Annotated in this window: 18 protein-coding genes; 12 read left to right on the top strand and 6 right to left on the bottom strand. The window is 45.1% G+C overall.

Annotation, left to right across the window (positions count from 1 at the left end):
• The 6 genes from hcaB (at position 1) to J502_RS01035 (ending at position 6,351) form a co-directional block, all read left to right on the top strand.
• Positions 1 to 816, top strand: coding sequence for a 3-phenylpropionate-dihydrodiol/cinnamic acid-dihydrodiol dehydrogenase (hcaB, locus tag J502_RS01060; protein ID WP_005016792.1), 816 nt, complete (start codon positions 1 to 3; stop codon positions 814 to 816).
• Positions 817 to 881: 65 nt separating this feature from the next.
• Positions 882 to 1,841 carry a 3-carboxyethylcatechol 2,3-dioxygenase gene (locus J502_RS01055; RefSeq protein WP_034682761.1) on the top strand — a complete coding sequence of 320 codons (960 nt, stop codon included), beginning with the start codon at positions 882 to 884 and terminating at the stop codon, positions 1,839 to 1,841.
• A gap of 12 nt (positions 1,842 to 1,853) precedes the next feature.
• Entirely contained in the window at positions 1,854 to 3,077 is a 1,224-nt protein-coding gene (gene hcaD / locus J502_RS01050; protein WP_034682759.1) for a 3-phenylpropionate/cinnamic acid dioxygenase ferredoxin--NAD(+) reductase subunit, read from the top strand.
• Positions 3,078 to 3,173: 96 nt separating this feature from the next.
• Complete coding sequence (locus J502_RS01045) at positions 3,174 to 4,100, top strand: DMT family transporter (RefSeq protein ID WP_034682756.1); 927 nt, start codon at positions 3,174 to 3,176, stop codon at positions 4,098 to 4,100.
• A 200-nt stretch (positions 4,101 to 4,300) separates the two neighbouring features.
• On the top strand, positions 4,301 to 5,248 hold the full coding sequence (locus J502_RS01040) for a cation diffusion facilitator family transporter (protein WP_005016783.1): 948 nt from the start codon (positions 4,301 to 4,303) through the stop codon (positions 5,246 to 5,248).
• 62 nt (positions 5,249 to 5,310) lie between these two features.
• On the top strand, positions 5,311 to 6,351 hold the full coding sequence (locus J502_RS01035) for an MBL fold metallo-hydrolase (RefSeq protein WP_034682754.1): 1,041 nt from the start codon (positions 5,311 to 5,313) through the stop codon (positions 6,349 to 6,351).
• On the opposite strand, the gene J502_RS01030 is transcribed toward J502_RS01035, so the two are convergent.
• The 3 genes from J502_RS01030 to J502_RS01020 all read right to left on the bottom strand — a co-directional run bounded on the left by J502_RS01030 (position 6,341) and on the right by J502_RS01020 (position 9,351).
• Positions 6,341 to 6,721: a DoxX-like family protein gene (locus J502_RS01030; protein WP_034682752.1), complete on the bottom strand. Its 381-nt coding sequence runs from the start codon at positions 6,719 to 6,721 to the stop codon at positions 6,341 to 6,343. The genes J502_RS01035 and J502_RS01030 overlap by 11 nt on opposite strands.
• Before the next feature lie 179 nt (positions 6,722 to 6,900).
• The gene (locus J502_RS01025) at positions 6,901 to 8,421 is read right to left on the bottom strand and encodes a catalase (RefSeq protein WP_005016778.1); all 1,521 of its coding nucleotides are present in this window, start codon (positions 8,419 to 8,421) and stop codon (positions 6,901 to 6,903) included.
• A 309-nt stretch (positions 8,422 to 8,730) separates the two neighbouring features.
• Complete coding sequence (locus tag J502_RS01020) at positions 8,731 to 9,351, bottom strand: TetR/AcrR family transcriptional regulator (protein WP_034682750.1); 621 nt, start codon at positions 9,349 to 9,351, stop codon at positions 8,731 to 8,733.
• A gap of 77 nt (positions 9,352 to 9,428) precedes the next feature.
• On the opposite strand from J502_RS01020, the gene J502_RS01015 reads away from it, so the two are divergent.
• Together J502_RS01015 and J502_RS01010 are read left to right on the top strand one after the other, a co-directional pair.
• Positions 9,429 to 11,078, top strand: coding sequence for an acyl-CoA dehydrogenase family protein (locus J502_RS01015; RefSeq protein ID WP_034682747.1), 1,650 nt, complete (start codon positions 9,429 to 9,431; stop codon positions 11,076 to 11,078).
• 181 nt (positions 11,079 to 11,259) lie between these two features.
• On the top strand, positions 11,260 to 11,445 hold the full coding sequence (locus J502_RS01010) for a DUF7230 family protein (RefSeq protein ID WP_005405811.1): 186 nt from the start codon (positions 11,260 to 11,262) through the stop codon (positions 11,443 to 11,445).
• Positions 11,446 to 11,458: 13 nt separating this feature from the next.
• Here the strand turns inward: J502_RS01010 and ptsP are convergent, their stop codons facing one another.
• Both ptsP and J502_RS01000 read right to left on the bottom strand, forming a co-directional pair.
• A complete protein-coding gene (gene ptsP / locus J502_RS01005; protein ID WP_005023238.1) occupies positions 11,459 to 13,750 on the bottom strand; it encodes a phosphoenolpyruvate--protein phosphotransferase in 2,292 nt (763 codons plus the stop codon).
• An 85-nt stretch (positions 13,751 to 13,835) separates the two neighbouring features.
• On the bottom strand, positions 13,836 to 14,318 hold the full coding sequence (locus tag J502_RS01000) for an RNA pyrophosphohydrolase (RefSeq protein ID WP_005016769.1): 483 nt from the start codon (positions 14,316 to 14,318) through the stop codon (positions 13,836 to 13,838).
• A 184-nt stretch (positions 14,319 to 14,502) separates the two neighbouring features.
• Between J502_RS01000 and J502_RS00995 the strand changes: the two genes are divergently transcribed.
• Positions 14,503 to 15,153: an HAD family hydrolase gene (locus J502_RS00995; protein WP_034682745.1), complete on the top strand. Its 651-nt coding sequence runs from the start codon at positions 14,503 to 14,505 to the stop codon at positions 15,151 to 15,153.
• A gap of 38 nt (positions 15,154 to 15,191) precedes the next feature.
• Here the strand turns inward: J502_RS00995 and J502_RS00990 are convergent, their stop codons facing one another.
• Positions 15,192 to 16,064, bottom strand: coding sequence for a LysR family transcriptional regulator (locus tag J502_RS00990; protein ID WP_005023244.1), 873 nt, complete (start codon positions 16,062 to 16,064; stop codon positions 15,192 to 15,194).
• Between the two features lie 221 nt (positions 16,065 to 16,285).
• On the opposite strand from J502_RS00990, the gene leuC reads away from it, so the two are divergent.
• The 3 genes from leuC (at position 16,286) to J502_RS00975 (ending at position 19,052) form a co-directional block, all read left to right on the top strand.
• Positions 16,286 to 17,719, top strand: a complete 1,434-nt coding sequence (gene leuC, locus J502_RS00985) for a 3-isopropylmalate dehydratase large subunit (protein ID WP_034682743.1) — start codon at positions 16,286 to 16,288, stop codon at positions 17,717 to 17,719.
• 10 nt (positions 17,720 to 17,729) lie between these two features.
• Positions 17,730 to 18,380 (top strand): 3-isopropylmalate dehydratase small subunit, encoded by a 651-nt coding sequence (gene leuD / locus J502_RS00980; protein WP_034682740.1) that lies wholly within the window; start codon positions 17,730 to 17,732, stop codon positions 18,378 to 18,380.
• Positions 18,381 to 18,479: 99 nt separating this feature from the next.
• The gene (locus J502_RS00975) at positions 18,480 to 19,052 is read left to right on the top strand and encodes a hypothetical protein (protein ID WP_034682737.1); all 573 of its coding nucleotides are present in this window, start codon (positions 18,480 to 18,482) and stop codon (positions 19,050 to 19,052) included.
• The last annotated feature ends 43 nt before the right edge of the window (positions 19,053 to 19,095 follow it).

The following is a 19,095-nucleotide window of genomic DNA, read 5'->3' as shown; positions in this document are numbered from 1 at the left end:
ATGGGTTGGCTAAAAGGTGAAGTTGCACTGATCACTGGTGGCGGTTCAGGTCTGGGCTGGGCTTTAGTTGAGCGTTTTCTGGAAGAAGGCGCGCATGTGGGGGTATTACAACGTTCACAGTCTAAAGTAGATGCCCTGAAAGAACGGTTTGGTGACCAGATTGTGGCTGTCGCTGGTGATGTGGCCAACTATGAAGATAATGTCCGTGCTGTTCAGGCAACCGTAGAGCGATTTGGCAAGCTGGACTGCTTCATTGGTAATGCTGGCATCTGGGATCACTATGCCGATATCGTCAATACCTCTGGCGAGCAGCTGGATAAAGCCTTTGATGAAATTATGGGTATTAACACCAAGTCACTTATTCTAGGGGCCAAGGCTGCGTTGAATGAGCTGGTCAAAACTGAAGGGTCGATTGTTTTTACCCTGTCTAATTCTGCACTGTATTCAGCAGGTGGCGGCCCGGTTTATACCGCTTCCAAGCATGCTGGTGTGGGTATCATGAAAGAACTGGCTTATGAACTTGCACCTAAAGTTCGAGTCAATGCAGTGGCCCCCTCCGGTATGAATGTCAATATCAAAGGTGCGGCGTCATTGGGACAGGAAAATATTGGGCTGCTGGATGCACGTGATCCGGAAAAAATTGCTCGCGGTATGCCGCTTAACTTTTTGCCAGAACCTGAGGAAATGACAGGTTCTTACGTACTGCTGGCCTCTCGCCAGAATAACCGGCCATTGACTGGCGTCCTGATTAATGCCGAGTGTGGATTGGGAATTCGTGGCTTGCGTCAGCCACGTGCAGGCTTCTTCGATGAATAAAATCTTCCCATGCAGTAAAGGACTAAATGGCAGCCTGTTGGCTGCCTTGTGTTAAGGAGCGTCTTATGCCCGTTAAACTGATTTGTGCTTCACATAGCCCTTTAATGGAGTTTGCTTCTCCACAGGACAGTTCTCAGGAACAAAAAGTTCGTACCGTTTTTGCCAAGTTGTCTGAACAGGTCAAGGCTTATAATCCGACACTAATTATTGCTTTTGGCCCTGATCATTTTAATGGCTTCTTCTATGACCTGATGCCAAGTTTTTGTGTAGGTATCCGGGCCAGTGCAGCGGGAGACTGGAACTATGGTCCGGGCAAAATTGATGTGCCAGAGCAGACCGCCGTGAGTCTGGTACGTTGTGTACTAAATGAAGGCGTCGATGTTGCCTACTCCTACCGCATGCAGGCTGATCATGGTGTCACGCAGCCACTACATTTTTTATGTGATGGTCAACTCGACCGCTATCCTACCATTCCTGTATTTGTAAACGGAGCAGCCGCTCCGATGCCTACCCCTAAACGTACTGTAGCGCTTGGCCGGGCAATTGGCCAGTTTATCAAGTCACTGGATCTTGAGGCGGAGCGTGTACTGATTCTGGGTACAGGTGGTCTATCTCATGATCCGCCTACGCCGCAAATGGGCGCAGTACCACCCGAAGTAGAAGAGTTTCTGATCGCCGGCCGTAACCCGACTGCTGAAGCACGTCAGGCACGCCAGGCCAAAATCATTGCAGTCGGTCAGAAGCTGGCAGCAGGAGATACTTCTGTGGCAGTGCCCCTGAATGCCAAGTGGGATCAGGCATTACTAGAAAAATTTGCCCAAGCGGACTTTGCCGCGCTAGAGGCTATGACCGAAGACGAGATCCGCCGTGAGGGTGGCCGTGGAGGTCAGGAAATCCGCTGCTGGATTGCAGCCTTTGCCGCTTTTGCCGAGCTGGGGCAGTACCAGATGACAACGCATGTCTATGAAGCTATCAGTGAGTGGATTGCAGGTTTCGGTATTGTTTCTGCTGAACTGAAAGATTAAGGAAACAGACAGATGAGCATTGAAACTATTGTTATTGTAGGAGCCGGTCAGGCAGGTGCGAGCGCTATCCTGGAACTTCGTGCCAATGGATATACAGGGAAAATCATACTGGTGGGTGATGAAGTCCATTTACCTTATGAACGCCCGCCTTTATCTAAAGATGTAATCTTGAAGCCTGAAGAAACCAAAGTTGAGATTCTTTCAGTGCAGAAGCTGGCAGAGCTAGGCGTTGAGGTCACCCGTGGCAATGCTGCAGTAAAAATTGATGCCGATACCCATCAGCTCACCCTGAAAAATGGTGAAGTACTTGGTTATGACAAGTTGTTACTGGCTACCGGTGGCGCGCCGCGCCGCTTGCCGGACCTGGATGCTTTAGGTAAACATGTTTATACCTTGCGTAATCTGGAAGACTCTCAGGCATTGGTGCCCGTATTGCAGCCCGAGCGCCGGATTATCCTGATTGGTGGCGGTGTGATTGGTCTGGAACTGGCATCATCAGCGCGCTCTAAACATTGTCATGTAACTGTAATTGAAATGGGCCCTATGGTGATGGGTCGCTGCTCACCACGGTTACTCAGTGAGTTCTTGCTGGCCCAGCATCGTCAGGCCGGTATCGATATCCGTCTTGAAACCAGAATTGCAGGCTGTAGCCTGCAGGGTGAAGAGGTGGTGATTCAACTGGAAAATGGTGAAGAGCTACGTGCAGATGCAGTCATATATGGCATCGGCATTATCCCAAATGCGCGTCTGGCAGTTGAGGCTGGGCTGGACGTTGATTTTGCTGTAAAAGTGAATGAGAACTGCCAGACTTCTAATCCTGATATTTATGCAGCAGGGGATGTTGCTACCCAGCTTTGTGCAGATGGCCAGTATAGCCGGGTTGAAACCTGGGAAAATGCCAATCTGCAGGCAGGTATCTTTGCACGCCATGTGATGGGTATTGAACATCCTAAAGCAAATCCGGCCTGGTTCTGGACTGATCAGCTCGGTATCAATTTCCAGTTTGTCGGTGACATGAGCGCGGCAGAATGGCATGTGCGCGGTACTATGGATATTAGCCAAGGGCCTGCCTCATCTTTTATTCTGTACGGAGTCAGTAATGGAATTATTGTGGCTGGTATTACGGTCAATGCCGCTAAAGATATGCGCCATCTAAAAAAAATGATTAGCAAAGGTATCACTTTTCATGCAGATACACACTTGGACCTTGCCCAAGAGCTACGTAAAATTGCCTAAATAAAACGGCTTTCTATTGAACAGACCTATAGTATGGACCCACTATAGGTCTGTTTTTTATTGGTAAAAACTCAATTTTAAAGAATGAGCGATTTTATGAGTTCAACTGCTTCTGGCACTCCATCTGCATCGTTACTGTTTACTTCATCTGTTTATGCACTACTGGTATTGATCTGGGCAACCACGCCACTGGCCATTGTCTGGAGTGTAGAAGAAGTTCACCCGATGTGGGTACTCATTATTCGCTATTTTGGCGCTTCAATACTGGCATTCCTGATTCTAAAACTGATGCGTGCTCCATTACCTTTTGATCAGATGGCCATGAAGAGTTATCTGGCTGGTAGCCTGAACCTGATTGGTGCACAGTTATTTATCTATTTAGCAGCTAATTATCTTACTTCGGGGTTGATGGCTTTAATTTTTGGTTTTTCGCCACTAGTTGCCGGGCTGATTGGTCATGTCATCTTGAAAACTCAAAAATTGGTGGCACTACAATGGCTGGGTATGGCGATAGCAGTTGCAGGGTTAAGTTTCGTTTTTGCAGATCAGGCAGAAACTCAGGTAAATCCAATTGGAGTTGTACTGATGTTTATCAGTATGGTGTCCTATATCAGCTCGATTTTCTGGGTTAAACAGATTAATGCGCCTTTGGCCCCTATGTCTCAAGCAACAGGCTCGCTTTTAGTATCAGCACTGGCTTCACTACTGCTGGTTCCTTTTATTTATGAACATATACCGACTGCTATACCGGGTACTAAAACCATAATCGGGTTTTTATTTACCATGATTATGTCCTCTATTGTGGCAATGCTATGTTATTTCTGGCTGATCAAGCGTTTAAATGCTTCTACAGTATCTTTAAGTAATGTGATTACCCCGGTATTGGCGCTTATACTAGGTGCCACACTGAATAATGAACAAATTAGTTCACATGCATTTGCTGGGGTAAGTGTTGTAATGTTTGGTATTGTTCTGTACTTCTGGAAGGACTGGCACAGCCAATATAGAGCAAAAAAATATTGAACTTTAAATGTTTATAGTTTAGTGGCTTCTATAAAAGCACGGGCGTGCCCTGCAACTTTAGCTGATGAAGATGTAATAACTAACAGCAGAGAAAACAACAAAAAATAAAAAAAGTCAGGCCCAAGTTTGGCTAAGATCAGGAAAGTCCATTAGAAAATTGAATCAGCCGGTCTGATAAAAATAAAATTAGGTCATTTTCCATGTCTGAATCCAATAAAGTCGTTGTTTATGCAGCCCTGATCGGGAACCTGATCATTGCAATGGTCAAGTTCGTGGCAGCTTATCTGACGAACAGTTCGGCTATGCTCAGTGAGGCAATCCATTCAGTTGTTGATACCCTTAATGAAATCTTGCTGCTCTATGGACTGAAAAAATCCCAGCAGCCAGCCAATATGCGTCATCCTTTTGGTTATGGACGAGAACTGTATTTCTGGGCTTTTATTGTGGCCCTGATGGTGTTTGCATTAGGTTCGGTAGTTTCGATCTATCAGGGGATTCAGCATATTCGTCATCCTGAAGAAATCGTTTCACCGGTGATTAACTATGTTGTACTTGGAATTGCTATTGTTGTAGAAGGTACTTCATGGTTTATCGCTTTAAAAAGCTTTCGCAAAAGCAAGGGTAAACTTGGATACTTTCAGGCATTCCGGCGTAGTAAAGATCCGACTACATTTACAGTTCTATTTGAAGATACAGCTGCACTGCTTGGTTTGGTAATTGCATTGCTCGGTGTGTATTTTTCCCATACTTTGAATATGCCAGTACTTGATGGTATTGCTTCAATTCTCATTGGTGTGATTCTGGCTGTGGCAGCCCTATTGCTGGGCCGGGAAACCAAGGGATTGCTGCTGGGAGAAACTGCAGATCCCTTATTGCGGCAAAATGTTCTGAGTATTGCACAGCAGGACCCGGCGGTACTCTCGGCAAACGGTCTGATTACTGAACAGTTGGGTGCACATCAGGTGCTGGCTGCCTTGAGTCTTGAGTTTAAAGATAACCTGACTTCAGACCAGATTGAAGCCTGTGTAAACCGGATTGAGGCCAATACAAAAAAGGTGCATCCGGAAGTGGTGGCACTTTTTGTAAAACCCCAAACCCAGAAGGTCTGGATGGAACGTATGAAAGGTCGCCTCGATGACACAGCATAATCACGGCCAGATATCAGTATTTATACCTACAGATTTGCCGTTTTATATAAAGATTTTTATTCATGAATAAGCAAGCTCATTACTCTTACCGTTTAAAGACGGAATCCTGCTGGTCACATACCTTGAGAAAACCTGACCTTAGTTTCAGTTCTTCTGACCATTACAATGGAGAAGAGTTCTTTAATTATGTGGCTTATCCGGCCGGTTATCGCCGCCGTGATCTGATCAAGTGGTTATATAGCCGTAAACCTTTGCCATGGGAAGAGGAAAATACACAGGCAGAAATTCCGGCACATGCGGGTCCACAGAACCGGCCACATGCCAGTATGGACGACTGGCAGGTCTGGTTTATTGGTCATGCTACCGTACTGATTCAAATCGGGCCATATAATTTTCTGACAGATCCGGTGTGGGCAGACTATGTCAGTCCGCAGCAGGGTACAGGTCCAAAAAGAAGCTGTACTGCCGGTATTGCATTAGAACAATTACCGGAAATTCATGCCGTACTCTTGAGTCATAACCACTACGACCATATGGACTTGGCAACTCTACGCTGGCTGCACAAAAAATTTGCCATGCCAATTTATACCGGGCTTGGCAACAGTTTTTATCTGCCTAAAAAGTTTCAGGTAATAGAAATGGACTGGTGGCAGGCTGCGTTGTTGCATAAGTTTCAAATAGTGTACACACCTGCACAACACGGTTCAGGGCGTGGTTTGCGTGATCGTAACCGGGCTTTGTGGGGGGGCTTTTCAATCATACATGAGACCGGTCACTGTTTTTTTGCAGGTGACACAGGTTATTCACCGCATTTCAAACAGATTCATGCCGAACTGGGAGCTCCCCGGATCGCTTTGCTTCCGATCGGCGCATATGAGCCGCGAGAGTTGATGCAATATATGCATATGAATCCTCAAGAAGCATTTCAGGCACATTTGGATCTGGCACCCCGTCGTTCACTGGCAATCCATTACCGGACTTTCCAGCTCACAGATGAAGGTCGCGAGCAGCCTGAACAGGACCTGAATATAGCCATGCAGAATTCATCCAAACTGTTGGGGCCATTTTATTGCATACGGGAAGGAAGACGCCTCATTGTTTAAGGTCTTTATTTTGTTCTTGTACAATAAGCTGAACTGCCACTACAGAAAGCATTAGCATGGCAATATTCATGACTACCGGATTAAACGCAGCTGTAAGTTGAAGAGGTGCTATACATATAATCAGCAGTAGCAGTCCTATAATATTTAAGCTATGCAAGAGAATAGATCTAGGCCATTTCAAGAAGAATAAACCGAACAGCATTTCGATGCCCCCGGACAGACCCAGCAAAATTTTAGCCAGAACCAGATCAAAGCCCATATTTTGCCAGATTATGATTTCATCAGGAGATTGAAACAGAATTTTGGGAACAAGCCCCTGATATAACCAGAGTAAGGCTAACGTGAGCTGAACGGTAAAGAGTGGACGCATAAAGATATGCCTGGCATTTATTAGCAGTGTCTTTTCAGAAATTATTTTTAATTGATTTCTTCAGGAGCAATATTCTCGCACATGGTGAGAATTTTCTGTGAAGAGTTAATGCTCTTATGCCTGACAAGCAAAAAAAGAAACCATACCAGATGGTTTCTTTTTAAAGGGTTTATTTCAGATTAAAGAAAGCCTGGCTGGCCATAGGCCGGGTCCGAATCACGTGCAGCCTGAGCATCAGCTACTTCTAATCCCAGTGCTTTAGCAACACCTTCACCATAAGCCGGGTCGCAGGCATAACAGTTACGGATATGGCGGTATTTAACAAAATCCAGCGCATCTCCCATTGCCCGTGCTGTATTTTCAAATAAAACCTGTTTTTGCTCAGTATTCATGAGAGCAAAAAGTGCACGTGGCTGACTGAAATAGTCTGCATCATCCTGACGATAATCCCAGTATGCTGCATCACCTGTAATCTTTAATGGCGGCTCTTTATACTGCGGCTGTTCCTGCCATTGACTGAAGCTGTTTGGCTCATAATGTGGCAGGCTACCATAGTTGGCATCAATCCGACCCTGTCCATCACGGTGGTTAGAATGTACCGGACAGCGTGGTTTATTCACCGGGATCTGCTGATAGTTTACTCCCAGACGGTAACGTTGGGCATCGGCATAATTAAATAGGCGTGCCTGCAGCATACGGTCAGGTGATACACTAATTCCCGGAACCAGATTACTTGGCGCAAAAGCTGACTGTTCTACATCCAGAAAGAAATTTTCCGGATTACGGTTCAGTTCAAACTCACCGACTTCAATCAGTGGATAATCGGCATGTGGCCAGATTTTTGTCAGGTCAAAAGGATGATATGGTACTTTCTCGGCATCTGCTTCTGGCATGACCTGGACATACATGGTCCATTTCGGATATTCACCCCGTTCAATGGCCTCATACAGGTCACGCTGGTGGCTTTCACGATCTTTTCCGATCAGTACTTCTGCTTCAGCATCTGTCAGATTTTTAATACCCTGCTGGGTACGGAAGTGAAACTTCACCCAAAACCGTTCACTGCTGGCATTAATAAAGCTATAGGTATGGCTGCCAAAACCATGCATATGTCGGTAGCTGGCAGGAATACCGCGTTCTGACATAACAATAGTGACCTGATGTAATGACTCAGGCAGCAAGGTCCAGAAATCCCAGTTATAAGTGGCATTACGCATATTAGTGCGTGGGTCACGTTTAACAGCTTTATTCAAATCCGGGAATTTACGCGGGTCACGCAGAAAAAACACTGGCGTGTTGTTACCGACCATATCCCAGTTGCCTTCTTCAGTATAAAACTTCAAGGCAAAGCCACGAATATCGCGTTCAGCATCAGCTGCTCCACGTTCACCTGCTACAGTGGTAAAACGTGCAAACATTTCAGTTTGTTTACCAATTTCAGAGAAAATGCTGGCACAGCTATACCGGGTAATATCTTGGGTGACAGTAAATGTTCCAAATGCACCGGAACCTTTAGCGTGCATACGGCGTTCAGGAATAACTTCACGGACAAAGTTGGCAAGTTTCTCATTGAGCCACATATCTTGGGCTAAAAGCGGACCGCGTGGGCCAGCAGTCATACTATTCTGGTTGTCTACAACGGGCGCACCGAAGTCTGTAGTTAAGTGGCTGACTGGACACTTTTTGATGTCTTGACTCATGCTATGCTCCATTCTTTGAATGTCTGGTGCAGTGGTGCTCTAAAATAGGACCAGTTCTTTTGACTGAACTACTGATCAAATCACTGTATTCTAGCTGCCACTGTTTCCAGTATCGGTAAGGAACCTTATATACCGGCATGTTCACTGCGTATTGGCTCTGCCTTGAACTACGAGCTATATAAACGTTCGGTATATCTGTTCTGTTAAGCATAATTTAGAGGTTATCTGATTGATTTACCAACGATAAAAATTAATGGTTTGTATAGGTAAAAACGATTATTATTTTATTTTTAATTAATTAATTAGATTTTAAGGGCTTAAGGGTAAAAAGCCGGAGATAGCGCGCCGGATATCTTGTTTCAGTTCAAACCAGTGCTGGTATTCCGGCTCCTGAAGCAGGGTCTGTGAAATCATGCCATAAATAATCCGGTGCAGATTGAGGGCAAGACTTTCGAGTTCTTGCCTAGGACAATTGCAGAGGTGCACAAGAACCTTACACCAGCTTTCTACATGTAAGCGATAGTGTTTTTGATAGGCAGACAAACTGGAAATCTGACGTTCAAGTAAAAATAAAGTGGCCCAAATGTGCTGTTCTTGCCAAATACTCTGAATCTGGAAATTAACCAGTGCTTCAATATATAACGCTAATTCTAAAGAAGTTTCTAAGGTATTGGCATACTGTTCTAGGGCTTTGGCCTGCTGTTTAATGTACTGATGGATGCAAAGTGCGGCCAGTTCATCTTTATCACCAAAGTATTCATAAAAAGTACCCAAGCCGACACCTGCCAGCTCGGTAATATCCCGAATAGTGATATCAGGGTAATCTTGAGTATCTAAAAGCCGAACAAAGCTTTCTAGTAAGGCGGCCTGAGTCATGCGCGCACGTGACTGTTGCGGTTTGCGGCGAGCTTTAAAGGCTGGTGTTTTCATATAGGAGAAACCGAACACTATATAGAGCTGATTCTTTTATACTGAAGAAAGATAAGAATGACTATATGGAAAGAAGAATGAATACATGGGCGACTCATCAAATCCAGAATCAGTTTGATGAACTTCAAGACTATAACCTGTTTGATACCGATCCGGTATTACAGGAAATATTGCAACGCCATCAAAGTCAAGATCAGGTCAGGCTAAGCCAGTTAGGTGCGATAGCCGGTTCTGCCGAATATTATCAGTATGCCGAACAGGCTAACCGCTATACACCTGAGCTTAAGGCGTTTGATGCACGTGGCCGGCGCTGTGATGTAGTTGAGTTTCATCCGGCTTGGCATCAGTGGATGGCACTCAACCGCAGCTATGAAGTCCATGCCTATCCTTTTATTAAACCAGATGATGCACAAGGCTGGCTGAACTGGGCAGCACGTTTTTATTTAAATGGGCAGATCGAATGCGGTAGTCTGTGTCCAACTGCCATGACACTTGGCAGTATTCCCTTACTACAGCGTGAATCGGTACTATGGCAACAGCTGGGTGATAAATTACTGTCGCAGCATTATGATGCGCGCGACCTGCCCATAAGCCAGAAAAAATCAATCTGGTTAGGCATGGGCATGACTGAAAAACAAGGTGGTTCCGATGTGCGTGCCAACCAGACCAAAGCAGTACCAGTCGGACAGTACGGACGTGGGCAGGGTTATCTGATTACCGGTCATAAATGGTTTTTTTCAGCGCCGATGTGTGATGCACATCTGGTGGTCGCCAATACCGAACAAGATGGTTTGGCCTGTTTCTTTGTGCCGCGCTGGCTGGAGGATGGCCGCAAAAACAGTATTCATGTGCAGCGCTTAAAAGATAAGGTGGGTAACCGCAGTAATTCCAGTAGTGAAGTCGAATTTCAGGAGGCTTGGGGAATCATGCTGGGTGAGGCGGGCAGAGGGATTCCGACTATTATTGAAATGGCCGCATATACCCGGCTGACCTGTGTAGTAGGCAGTAGTGCCATGTTGCGTCAGGCACTGGTTCAGTGTCTAGCCTATACCCGGCAGCGTCAGGCTTTTGGTAAACCTCTGGCAGCACAGCCTCTCATGCAATCAGTACTGACCGATCTGGCATTGGAATCTGAAGCAGCAGTGCAGTTAGCTATGCATCTGGCTTCCTGCTACCAGCAAGATGATCCGCTGTCTAAAGCCTGGCAACGTCTGATGACGCCAGCTGCAAAATTCTGGATCTGTAAAAGAGTGGTGGAACTGAGTGGCGAAACAATGGAGGTTTTTGGAGGCAATGGCTACGTCGAAACCGGAATCATGGCACGTATTTTCAGGGAAGCACCGGTAAACTCAATCTGGGAAGGTTCAGGCAATGTAATGTGCCTGGATGTATTACGTGCGGTACAGCGTGACCGCGAATCTATAGAGATTTTAATACATTCATTTGCCGGAACTATTCAGGATGAACCATTGTTACGACAGGAATTACAGCAGTTGCTACAGCTTTTCGCACAAAGTCCAGATCAGCTACAATTTATGGCACGGACTTTAGTGAGTCGCCTGGTCATTCTGGCACAAGCAGTACTATTGAAAAAATATGCTCCAGATTTTGTAGCAAATGCCTTTATCCAGACTCGCTATACGGCATTTCATGGTCGGGTTACAGGACTGATCGATCTCCATTTAGTTGATATGCAGCGTGTACTGGAACGAGCATTTCCTGCTTAAAGTTTCTATAATTTTAAGGGTATAAAAAAGCATCTTGATGAGAGAGTAGTGTGACTTTAAAAAATATATACTGCCCCCATCAATATCTCTTGCCAGCAGAGTAAAATAGGCGATAATCTGCTGGCACAGGCTCTGTGTAAAAATAATACTCTGAATTAATCTGACCTAATAGGTAAACACTATGGCAAAAAGCAAGAAGCAGCCAGAAGTTATGATTCATAACTTTGTTGCTAAACATATGCATGAAGTCAACCGCAGTCATGTATTTACAGACCGCAAAAAAAATGCAAAACGCGGTTATAGCAAACATAAGCAAGGGCGATATTCTGATGATTATCGCCCTTCCTGTTTCAGCTTTGCAGCTTAAGTTAATCTGACGTTTATACCACTAGACGGCTAGATTTCACCATATCAGTCAGGCCATGCGTTTTAAAGTAATGCTCAAGCCAGCTTTTTACGACCAGCGGATTATTCATTCTCAATACTTCTTCCAGTAACTGTTCAGCATCACTAAACGGTGTATGACAGATTGCTTTTCGTACCCGTAAAATATTACTTGAACTCATGGAAAGAGTATTAAAGCCCATTGCCATTAACAGTACTGCCGAAAGTGGATCGCCTGCCATTTCTCCACAAATACTGATAGGTTTGTTATATTTCCGGCATTCTCCCACCAAGCGGTAGAGGGCTCGCAGTACTGAAGGATGAAAATGTGAATAGACATTGGCGACCCGAGGATTATTACGGTCAACTGCCAGCAAATATTGAGTCAGGTCATTCGAACCCACTGAAAAGAAATCTACCAGATCGGCGAATTCATCAATCTGTAACAGTACACTCGGTACTTCCACCATGATTCCAATTTTCGGTTTAGTGATCTTGACCTGCTCTTCTTCCTGAACCGCGACCCAGTCCCGTTCTAGCAGGTAAAGCACTTCTTCTACTTCACTGACACTGGTTACCATAGGCAGCAAAATATGCAGGTTGTTGAGCCCAATGCTGGCTTTGAGCATGGCACGAATCTGTGAGGAAAAAATTTCCGGATGGTCTAATGTAAAACGCAGACCACGCCAGCCGAGCGCCGAATTTTCTTCTTCAATTGAAAAATATGGCAGATCTTTATCTGCACCAATGTCAAGCGTACGCATTACTACCGGTTTATTGGCAAAGTGGCTCAGCTGCTGGCGGTAAATTGCACGCTGTTCTTCTTCACCCGGAAAACGGTCACGCAGCATAAACGGAATTTCAGAGCGGTACAGGCCTACACCTTTGGCGCCGCGTTGAACACCACGGACCACATCGATCATTAAACCAGTATTGACGTAAAGCGGAACCACATGTCCATCTGGCGTGATCGCATCACGAGTCTCATACTGTTTTAAATCCTTGGCGATCTGCTCTTCTTCTTTTTGCACATCTTTATAGCGCTGACGCAGGCGCCGTGGCGGATTAATAAAAACCCGGCCTTGATAGGCATCTACAATCATCTCGACATCATCAAGCGTATTAACGGGTAATTCGGTTACACCGACAACAGTCGGAATACCTAATGCCCGCGCTACAATCACCATATGTGAGTTGGTTGCGCCTTCAGAGGTGACAATCGCAGCAATTTTATCGACAGGTAGCTCTACCAGTGCCGCCGTACTGATTTCTTCACCAATTAAAATACTGTCAGCACTTAGTTCACGGTGACCAGACTCAGCCTCCTGCAAATAAGCCAGAATACGTCGGCCTAAATCTTTTAAGTCTGCCACCCGTTCACGCAGATAATCATCTTCCATCAGGGAGAACAGATTAATATGTTTATCAATTACCCGGCGGACAGCGCCCTGTGCCCAGCTGCCATTTCGAATCAACTCTTTAATCTCGGCCGGCAAAGCATTTTCATCCAGCATCCGTAAAAAGACACTAAACAGCGCCCGTTCATCAGAAATCAGAGAATCCTGCATTTTCTCATCCAGTGCCTTGATTTCAGTACGCACTGACTGTACCGCCTGATCAAGTAAATTCAGCTCATCGCTAATATCTTCTGCTTCACGGTCAGGCACGGCAGCCAAATCAGCCGGAGGATATAAAATGATTGCACGGCCTAAGGCGATTCCACCTGCACCTGAAACGCCTTGAAAGGTTTTATAAGTGGTAGAGTTATTGAATTTTCGAAAGACATCAATATTGCCTACAGCATGGGCATGAGCAATAACGCCGGAGAGCTGTGCACACAGCGTGACTAGAAAAGACTCAGCCGCTTCACTGAAATCCTGTGATTCGCGGTTTTGTACGACCAGCACACCCATCACCTTACGGCGATACATGACCGGCACGCCTAAAAAGGAGTTATAGATTTCCTCACCAGTTTCTGGCAAATATAAAAATCGTTCATGTTTAGGGGCATTGTCGAGGTTGACGATTTCCTCACGTTGACCGACCAGCCCAACCAGGCCTTCACCTACCTGTAACGAAACATTCCCGACAGATTCTGGCTTTAAACCTTTTGAAGCCATAAGCAGATAACGCTGATTGCGTTCATCTAGCAGATAAACCGAACACACATCCACATTCATGGCCTCGGCCACCCGGTTCACCATAATTTCCAAGGACTCATGCAGACTGACCGACGCATTGATTTCCTGCACAATACGTCTTAGGGTGTCCAGCTGCATGTTTGACATGGATGAATGCTCCAAATATTTTTAAATCTGTTTACTCTTTATAACAGCAGCCCTGACAAAAATCATTCGCGAAAATGCTGAATTTTCAGGATGGCTGCTGTGGTAACTGCATACACAATTCCATCATGGCCCTACGGTAAACATCCCGTTTAAAGTTTACCACCTGTCCGAGCGGATACCAGTAACTGACCCATTGCCACTGGTCGAATTCTGGCGGATTAGACAGGTCCAGCTGGATATGCTCGGAAGAGGCCACTAGTTTTAATAAAAACCACTTCTGCTTTTGTCCGATACATACAGGCTCTGAATCGGAGCGGATGTAACGGTGTGGCAAACGATAACGCAGCCAGCCTTTAGTCTGCGCAATAATTTCAACGTGTTCAGGCAATAAGCCGACTTCTTCTCTCAGTTCACGATAAAGTGCCTGCTCAGGGGTTTCTCCAAACTGGATCCCTCCTTGTGGAAATTGCCATGCATTGTGTCCAATGCGTTTTGCCCATAACACCTGTCCATCATCGTTTGCCAAAATGATCCCGACATTCGGTCGGAAACCTTCTGAGTCGATCATTTGGCTACCTAAATTTATCTATTGGCTTAACTTTGAAATCGGGGATGATAAATAACTGCATCCAGCTCGAAAAAAGATCAAAGTAAAATGTTAAAAATTGCTATGATCTTAACGAATTTCTATCGACTAGCGGAGATAGATTTACATTTTTTTGCTTTAAATTTCAGTTTTAACGAGAATTTTTATGAAATTGGCTTTATTTGATCTGGACCATACGCTCCTTAACACCGATTCTGACCATTCTTGGGGAGAATTTCTGGTCAATGAGGAACTGGTCGATCCGGTACGTCACCGTCAGATCAATGACAGCTTCTATGAAGACTATAAAGCTGGTCAGCTGGACCCGATTGCTTACAATGAATTTGTTTTTGAGTTTTTGACCAAACATGATTTACCTTACCTGACCGAATTGCATGAACGATTTATGCAAAAAGTTATTCGTGCACAAATGCGGCCTCAAGGGTTTGAAACTGTCAAAAAACATCAGGTATTGGGTCATGAAATTGTCGGGATTACCGCAACTTCAGACTTCATTACTGCGCCTATTTTCCGTGAATTCGGTATTACCGAGATTATTGCCACCAATGCAGAACTAATTGATCATCGGTATACTGGCAAGGTAACTGGAATAGCATGTTACCAGAAGGGTAAGCTGGCTCGTCTGGAACAATGGTTAAATGGCCGTACAGTAACCGAATCGTGGGCTTATTCGGACTCAATTAATGACCGGTTCTTGCTCGAATATGCAAGCCATGCTATTGCAGTCAATCCGGATGAGCGCTTGCAGGCCTTGGCCGAGGCACAGGGATGGGAAATTCAGGACTGGTCAATCTAAGCTGTATATCCGGTTTCAAAATATAGCACTTCGAGGTGCTATATTTTTATTTCTGTATCCATCATGTCGATCAGTTCCAGCATGGCTCTGGACTGGCTGCGCCCCGGGTGCCATACCAGACCCAGTTTACGGCTCATTTCCAGCGGAATATTCAGGCGTTGTAAATCCTGATTAATCAGATTTTGTGGCAGGACGGACCAACCTAGACCGATTGAAACCAGCATGCGGATTGATTCTAAAGGATTATTGCTCATTGTGATTTTGGGTTTTAATCCCTTCTTTTCAAATTCCGCAAGCGTAATCTGGCTGGTATAGGTCTGAATTGAAGGTAGCAGGCTCGGATAGGCGATCAGGTCTTCCAGCTTTAAGTTACTGCGCTGGGCGAGTGGGTGAAAAGGTGCGGCTACAAAAACCAAAGGATCATTCCAGATGGTACTGTAATTCAGACGACTATCTCCCTGTGGCGGCAAGGTTAAAAATGCCAATTCCAGATCGCCCGCAAGCACCTGTTCGTGTGCCTGTTCAGAGTCAACAAAATGTACATCCAGTGTCACATCTGGAAATTGTTGTACATATTTCTTCAAATGATGGGGTAAGTGATGCAGTCCGATGTGATGACTGGTGCCAATTTTTAGGCGTCCCTGAACCTGACTTTGTTCATGACTCAAAGTATGGTGGATATCACCTAGCTCATTTAACCAGTTTTTGACTTTAGGCAAGAGAGAGTGGGCCGCATGAGTCGCCTGTACACCTCGTCCCGCAGATTCAAAAAGTTTAACTCCGAAGTAATCCTCCAGACTGTGGATACGTTTGGTCACCGCAGGCTGGGTGATAAATAGTTGCTCGGCAGCTTGGGAAATGGAACCAGTTTCCATTACCTTGACAAAAGCTTCGAAGGCGGCAAGATTCATGTGGATACTCTATCCTATAAGGATTTTTTATATATTCAGTATTATTTATAAAATTTAAGAAATAATAAAGCAAATCCGATTTTAAATTATTTCTAATGAATAAAATTTTTTAAATTCCAAAAAGTTTAATAATTAATAAAAATGATAAATTAGATTTATGTAAAATAGCGATTATAATTTAAAATAATTTAGGAAATACCCAGTCCTTGGAGCACGTCGACATGGCAGGCAATCAATCAGCAGCAAAAACATTATATGACAAATTATGGGATGATCACTTGGTTTCCCAGCGGGATGATGGTTCATGTCTACTCTATATCGACCGTCATTTATTGCATGAAGTGACATCTCCGCAGGCTTTTGAGGGATTACAGCTAGCAGGCCGTCAACCTTGGCGCTTAAGTGCCAATGTTGCAACACCTGACCATAATGTACCTACCTCCAAGGCAGAGCGGGCACAGGGCATTGCCGGTATCGCAGATGAAACCTCACGAATTCAGGTGCAAACCCTAGATGACAACTGCAAGACATTTAATATTGTAGAATTTGGTATTAATGATATCCGTCAGGGAATTGTACATGTGGTTGGGCCGGAGCAGGGCCTAACCTTACCAGGTATGACAGTAGTCTGTGGCGACTCACATACTGCAACTCATGGAGCATTTGGCTGTCTGGCTCACGGGATTGGTACATCAGAAGTTGAACATGTGCTGGCAACCCAGTGTCTGGTCCAGAAAAAAATGAAAAATATGCTGGTTCGTGTCGATGGCCAGCTTGGTCAGGATGTCACGCCAAAAGATGTAGTCCTGGCAATTATTGGCAAGATTGGTACCGCAGGTGGCACAGGCTATGCCATTGAATTTGGTGGTCAGGTTTTCCGTGACATGTCGATAGAAGGCCGCATGACCGTGTGCAATATGGCAATTGAGGCTGGTGCACGTGTAGGTATGGTCGCAGTCGATGAAAAAACCATTGAATACGTCAAAGGCCGTAATTATGCCCCGCAAGGTACAGAGTGGGATCAGGCTGTGGCTTACTGGAATACCCTGCATTCGGATAGTGATGCAATATTTGATACGGTAGTTGTATTGCAGGGTGAAGAGATCGAACCACAGGTCTCATGGGGTACTTCACCTGAAATGGTTATTCCTGTATCGCAGGCTGTACCTACGTTAGAACAGGCTAAAGATGATGTACAACGCAATGACTGGACCCGTGCTTACCAGTATATGGGCTTAAATGGCGGACAGTCTTTGGCTGAAATCCAGCTGGACCGTGTTTTTATTGGTTCATGTACTAACTCCCGTATTGAAGATATCCGTGCAGCGGCAGAAGTCATTAAAGGCCGACAGGTGGCATCAAGTATCAAACAGGCGATGGTGGTGCCGGGTTCCGGTTTGGTAAAACAGCAGGCTGAGGCCGAAGGTCTTGATAGAATCTTTATTGAAGCAGGTTTCGAATGGCGTGAACCGGGCTGTTCCATGTGCTTGGCTATGAATGCAGACAAGTTACAGCCAGGCGAACACTGTGCTTCTACTTCTAACCGTAACTTTGAAGGCCGTCAGGGCAATGGTGGACGTACTCATCTGGTAAGTCCAGCGATGGCAGCTGCTGCGGCAATTGCCGGTCATTTTGTTGATGTTCGTTCTTTCTAAGGAGCACACCATGAAAGCATATACTGTTGAACAGGGAATCGTTGCGCCATTAGATCGTGCGAATGTCGATACTGATCTGATCATTCCAAAGCAGTTTTTAAAGTCCATCAAACGGACCGGTTTTGGCGATAACCTGTTTGATGAATTACGTTATCTGGATGAAGGCTATCCGGGTCAGGATAATTCAGTCCGTCCGATCAATCCGGATTTTGTCTTGAACCAGCCACGTTATCAGGATGCCAATATTTTGTTGGCACGTCAGAACTTTGGTTGTGGCTCCAGCCGTGAGCACGCACCTTGGGCGCTAAATGAATACGGCTTCCGTACCGTTATTGCGCCAAGCTTTGCTGATATTTTCTTTAATAACTGTTTTAAAAATGGCATGCTGCCGGTCATTTTACCCGAGTCAGTGGTCGATCAGTTATTTCAGGAAGTAAATACCCATGAAGGCTATCAGCTCACAGTAGACTTGGCCGCTCAGCAGGTGCGTACACCTGATGGTCAAAGCTTCAGTTTTGAGGTTGACCCGTTTCGCAAGCATTGTCTGTTAAACGGTTTTGATGATATCGGTCTGACCTTACAGGATGCAGATTTAATCCGTGAATATGAAGCGAAAATCCAAAAGACGCGTCCATGGGTTTTCAATACTATTCAAGGTTAAGCTCGACATTTAGGCGTAGCGCAGGAGCCCAAGTCTTGCTAACATGTTTGACTATAAAAATATTTATAGTTTCTCTATATATGAGGTTGGGCTCGGACGATGAACAGGATATTCGGCCATAGTGTTATTATCAGTTTATGTGGCGTGTTACTTAGTGCATGTCAAAGTACTCAGAACGCGGTAGACACTGTCCGTATTAAATATGCGGAAAAACCAGAATCTCAGACGAATGCGCTGATTTACTGTTCAGGAACAGAAAACTGTGAATTTGAGCGGATTAATGATATTCAAATCGTTGATCCCTTAACACATCGGGTAAATTCGGAAGCAATCCGTGAAGGAATTGTACGTTTGCAGGGCAGTTCCCTCAGCCAGCCGAATCCGTTGTACCTGTCAGTTCCAGCCAAACAGTATGAAGTGGTAATCCGTTTTTATCCTATATCGCAGGATCGGGCTGAAAAACTGCATGTTATTCATCAGTTCAAGGCTAATCAGCGCTACACCTTTCACATGTTTCGTGATCGTTCAAGCAGAACCGGAAGCTTGCTAAATGTTTCAGCACCTGATCCGCTCTGTGTCGATCTGCAACAGGAAAAACGCACGATTCGCCGGTTCTGCCGTCCTTATAATGTATTGACGGGTTTGGGCGAGTTTGTGGAAAAGAAACTTTAATCGCTCATCAGCTGTAGATATACGCTGGTTTTAAAATTATGGA

The organism is Acinetobacter sp. 1294596, assembly GCF_000582925.1.
GTDB classification, from domain to species: Bacteria; Pseudomonadota; Gammaproteobacteria; order Pseudomonadales; family Moraxellaceae; genus Acinetobacter; species Acinetobacter radioresistens.
This window is presented reverse-complemented; position numbering and strand designations above follow the sequence as displayed.

Bases quoted from the DNA above. Each gene is read 5' to 3' on its own strand.
- J502_RS01010 (WP_005405811.1), top strand. From the start codon at position 11,260: ATGGCAAAAAGCAAGAAGCAGCCAGAAGTTATGATTCATAACTTTGTT.
- J502_RS01025 (WP_005016778.1), bottom strand. From the start codon at position 8,421: ATGAGTCAAGACATCAAAAAGTGTCCAGTCAGCCACTTAACTACAGAC.
- J502_RS01040 (WP_005016783.1), top strand. From the start codon at position 4,301: ATGTCTGAATCCAATAAAGTCGTTGTTTATGCAGCCCTGATCGGGAAC.
- J502_RS00975 (WP_034682737.1), top strand. From the start codon at position 18,480: ATGAACAGGATATTCGGCCATAGTGTTATTATCAGTTTATGTGGCGTG.
- ptsP (WP_005023238.1), bottom strand. From the start codon at position 13,750: ATGTCAAACATGCAGCTGGACACCCTAAGACGTATTGTGCAGGAAATC.
- leuC (WP_034682743.1), top strand. From the start codon at position 16,286: ATGGCAGGCAATCAATCAGCAGCAAAAACATTATATGACAAATTATGG.
- J502_RS00990 (WP_005023244.1), bottom strand. From the start codon at position 16,064: ATGAATCTTGCCGCCTTCGAAGCTTTTGTCAAGGTAATGGAAACTGGT.
- J502_RS00995 (WP_034682745.1), top strand. From the start codon at position 14,503: ATGAAATTGGCTTTATTTGATCTGGACCATACGCTCCTTAACACCGAT.
- J502_RS01020 (WP_034682750.1), bottom strand. From the start codon at position 9,351: ATGAAAACACCAGCCTTTAAAGCTCGCCGCAAACCGCAACAGTCACGT.
- J502_RS01055 (WP_034682761.1), top strand. From the start codon at position 882: ATGCCCGTTAAACTGATTTGTGCTTCACATAGCCCTTTAATGGAGTTT.
- hcaD (WP_034682759.1), top strand. From the start codon at position 1,854: ATGAGCATTGAAACTATTGTTATTGTAGGAGCCGGTCAGGCAGGTGCG.
- leuD (WP_034682740.1), top strand. From the start codon at position 17,730: ATGAAAGCATATACTGTTGAACAGGGAATCGTTGCGCCATTAGATCGT.
- J502_RS01000 (WP_005016769.1), bottom strand. From the start codon at position 14,318: ATGATCGACTCAGAAGGTTTCCGACCGAATGTCGGGATCATTTTGGCA.
- J502_RS01045 (WP_034682756.1), top strand. From the start codon at position 3,174: ATGAGTTCAACTGCTTCTGGCACTCCATCTGCATCGTTACTGTTTACT.
- hcaB (WP_005016792.1), top strand. From the start codon at position 1: ATGGGTTGGCTAAAAGGTGAAGTTGCACTGATCACTGGTGGCGGTTCA.
- J502_RS01015 (WP_034682747.1), top strand. From the start codon at position 9,429: ATGAATACATGGGCGACTCATCAAATCCAGAATCAGTTTGATGAACTT.
- J502_RS01030 (WP_034682752.1), bottom strand. From the start codon at position 6,721: ATGCGTCCACTCTTTACCGTTCAGCTCACGTTAGCCTTACTCTGGTTA.
- J502_RS01035 (WP_034682754.1), top strand. From the start codon at position 5,311: ATGAATAAGCAAGCTCATTACTCTTACCGTTTAAAGACGGAATCCTGC.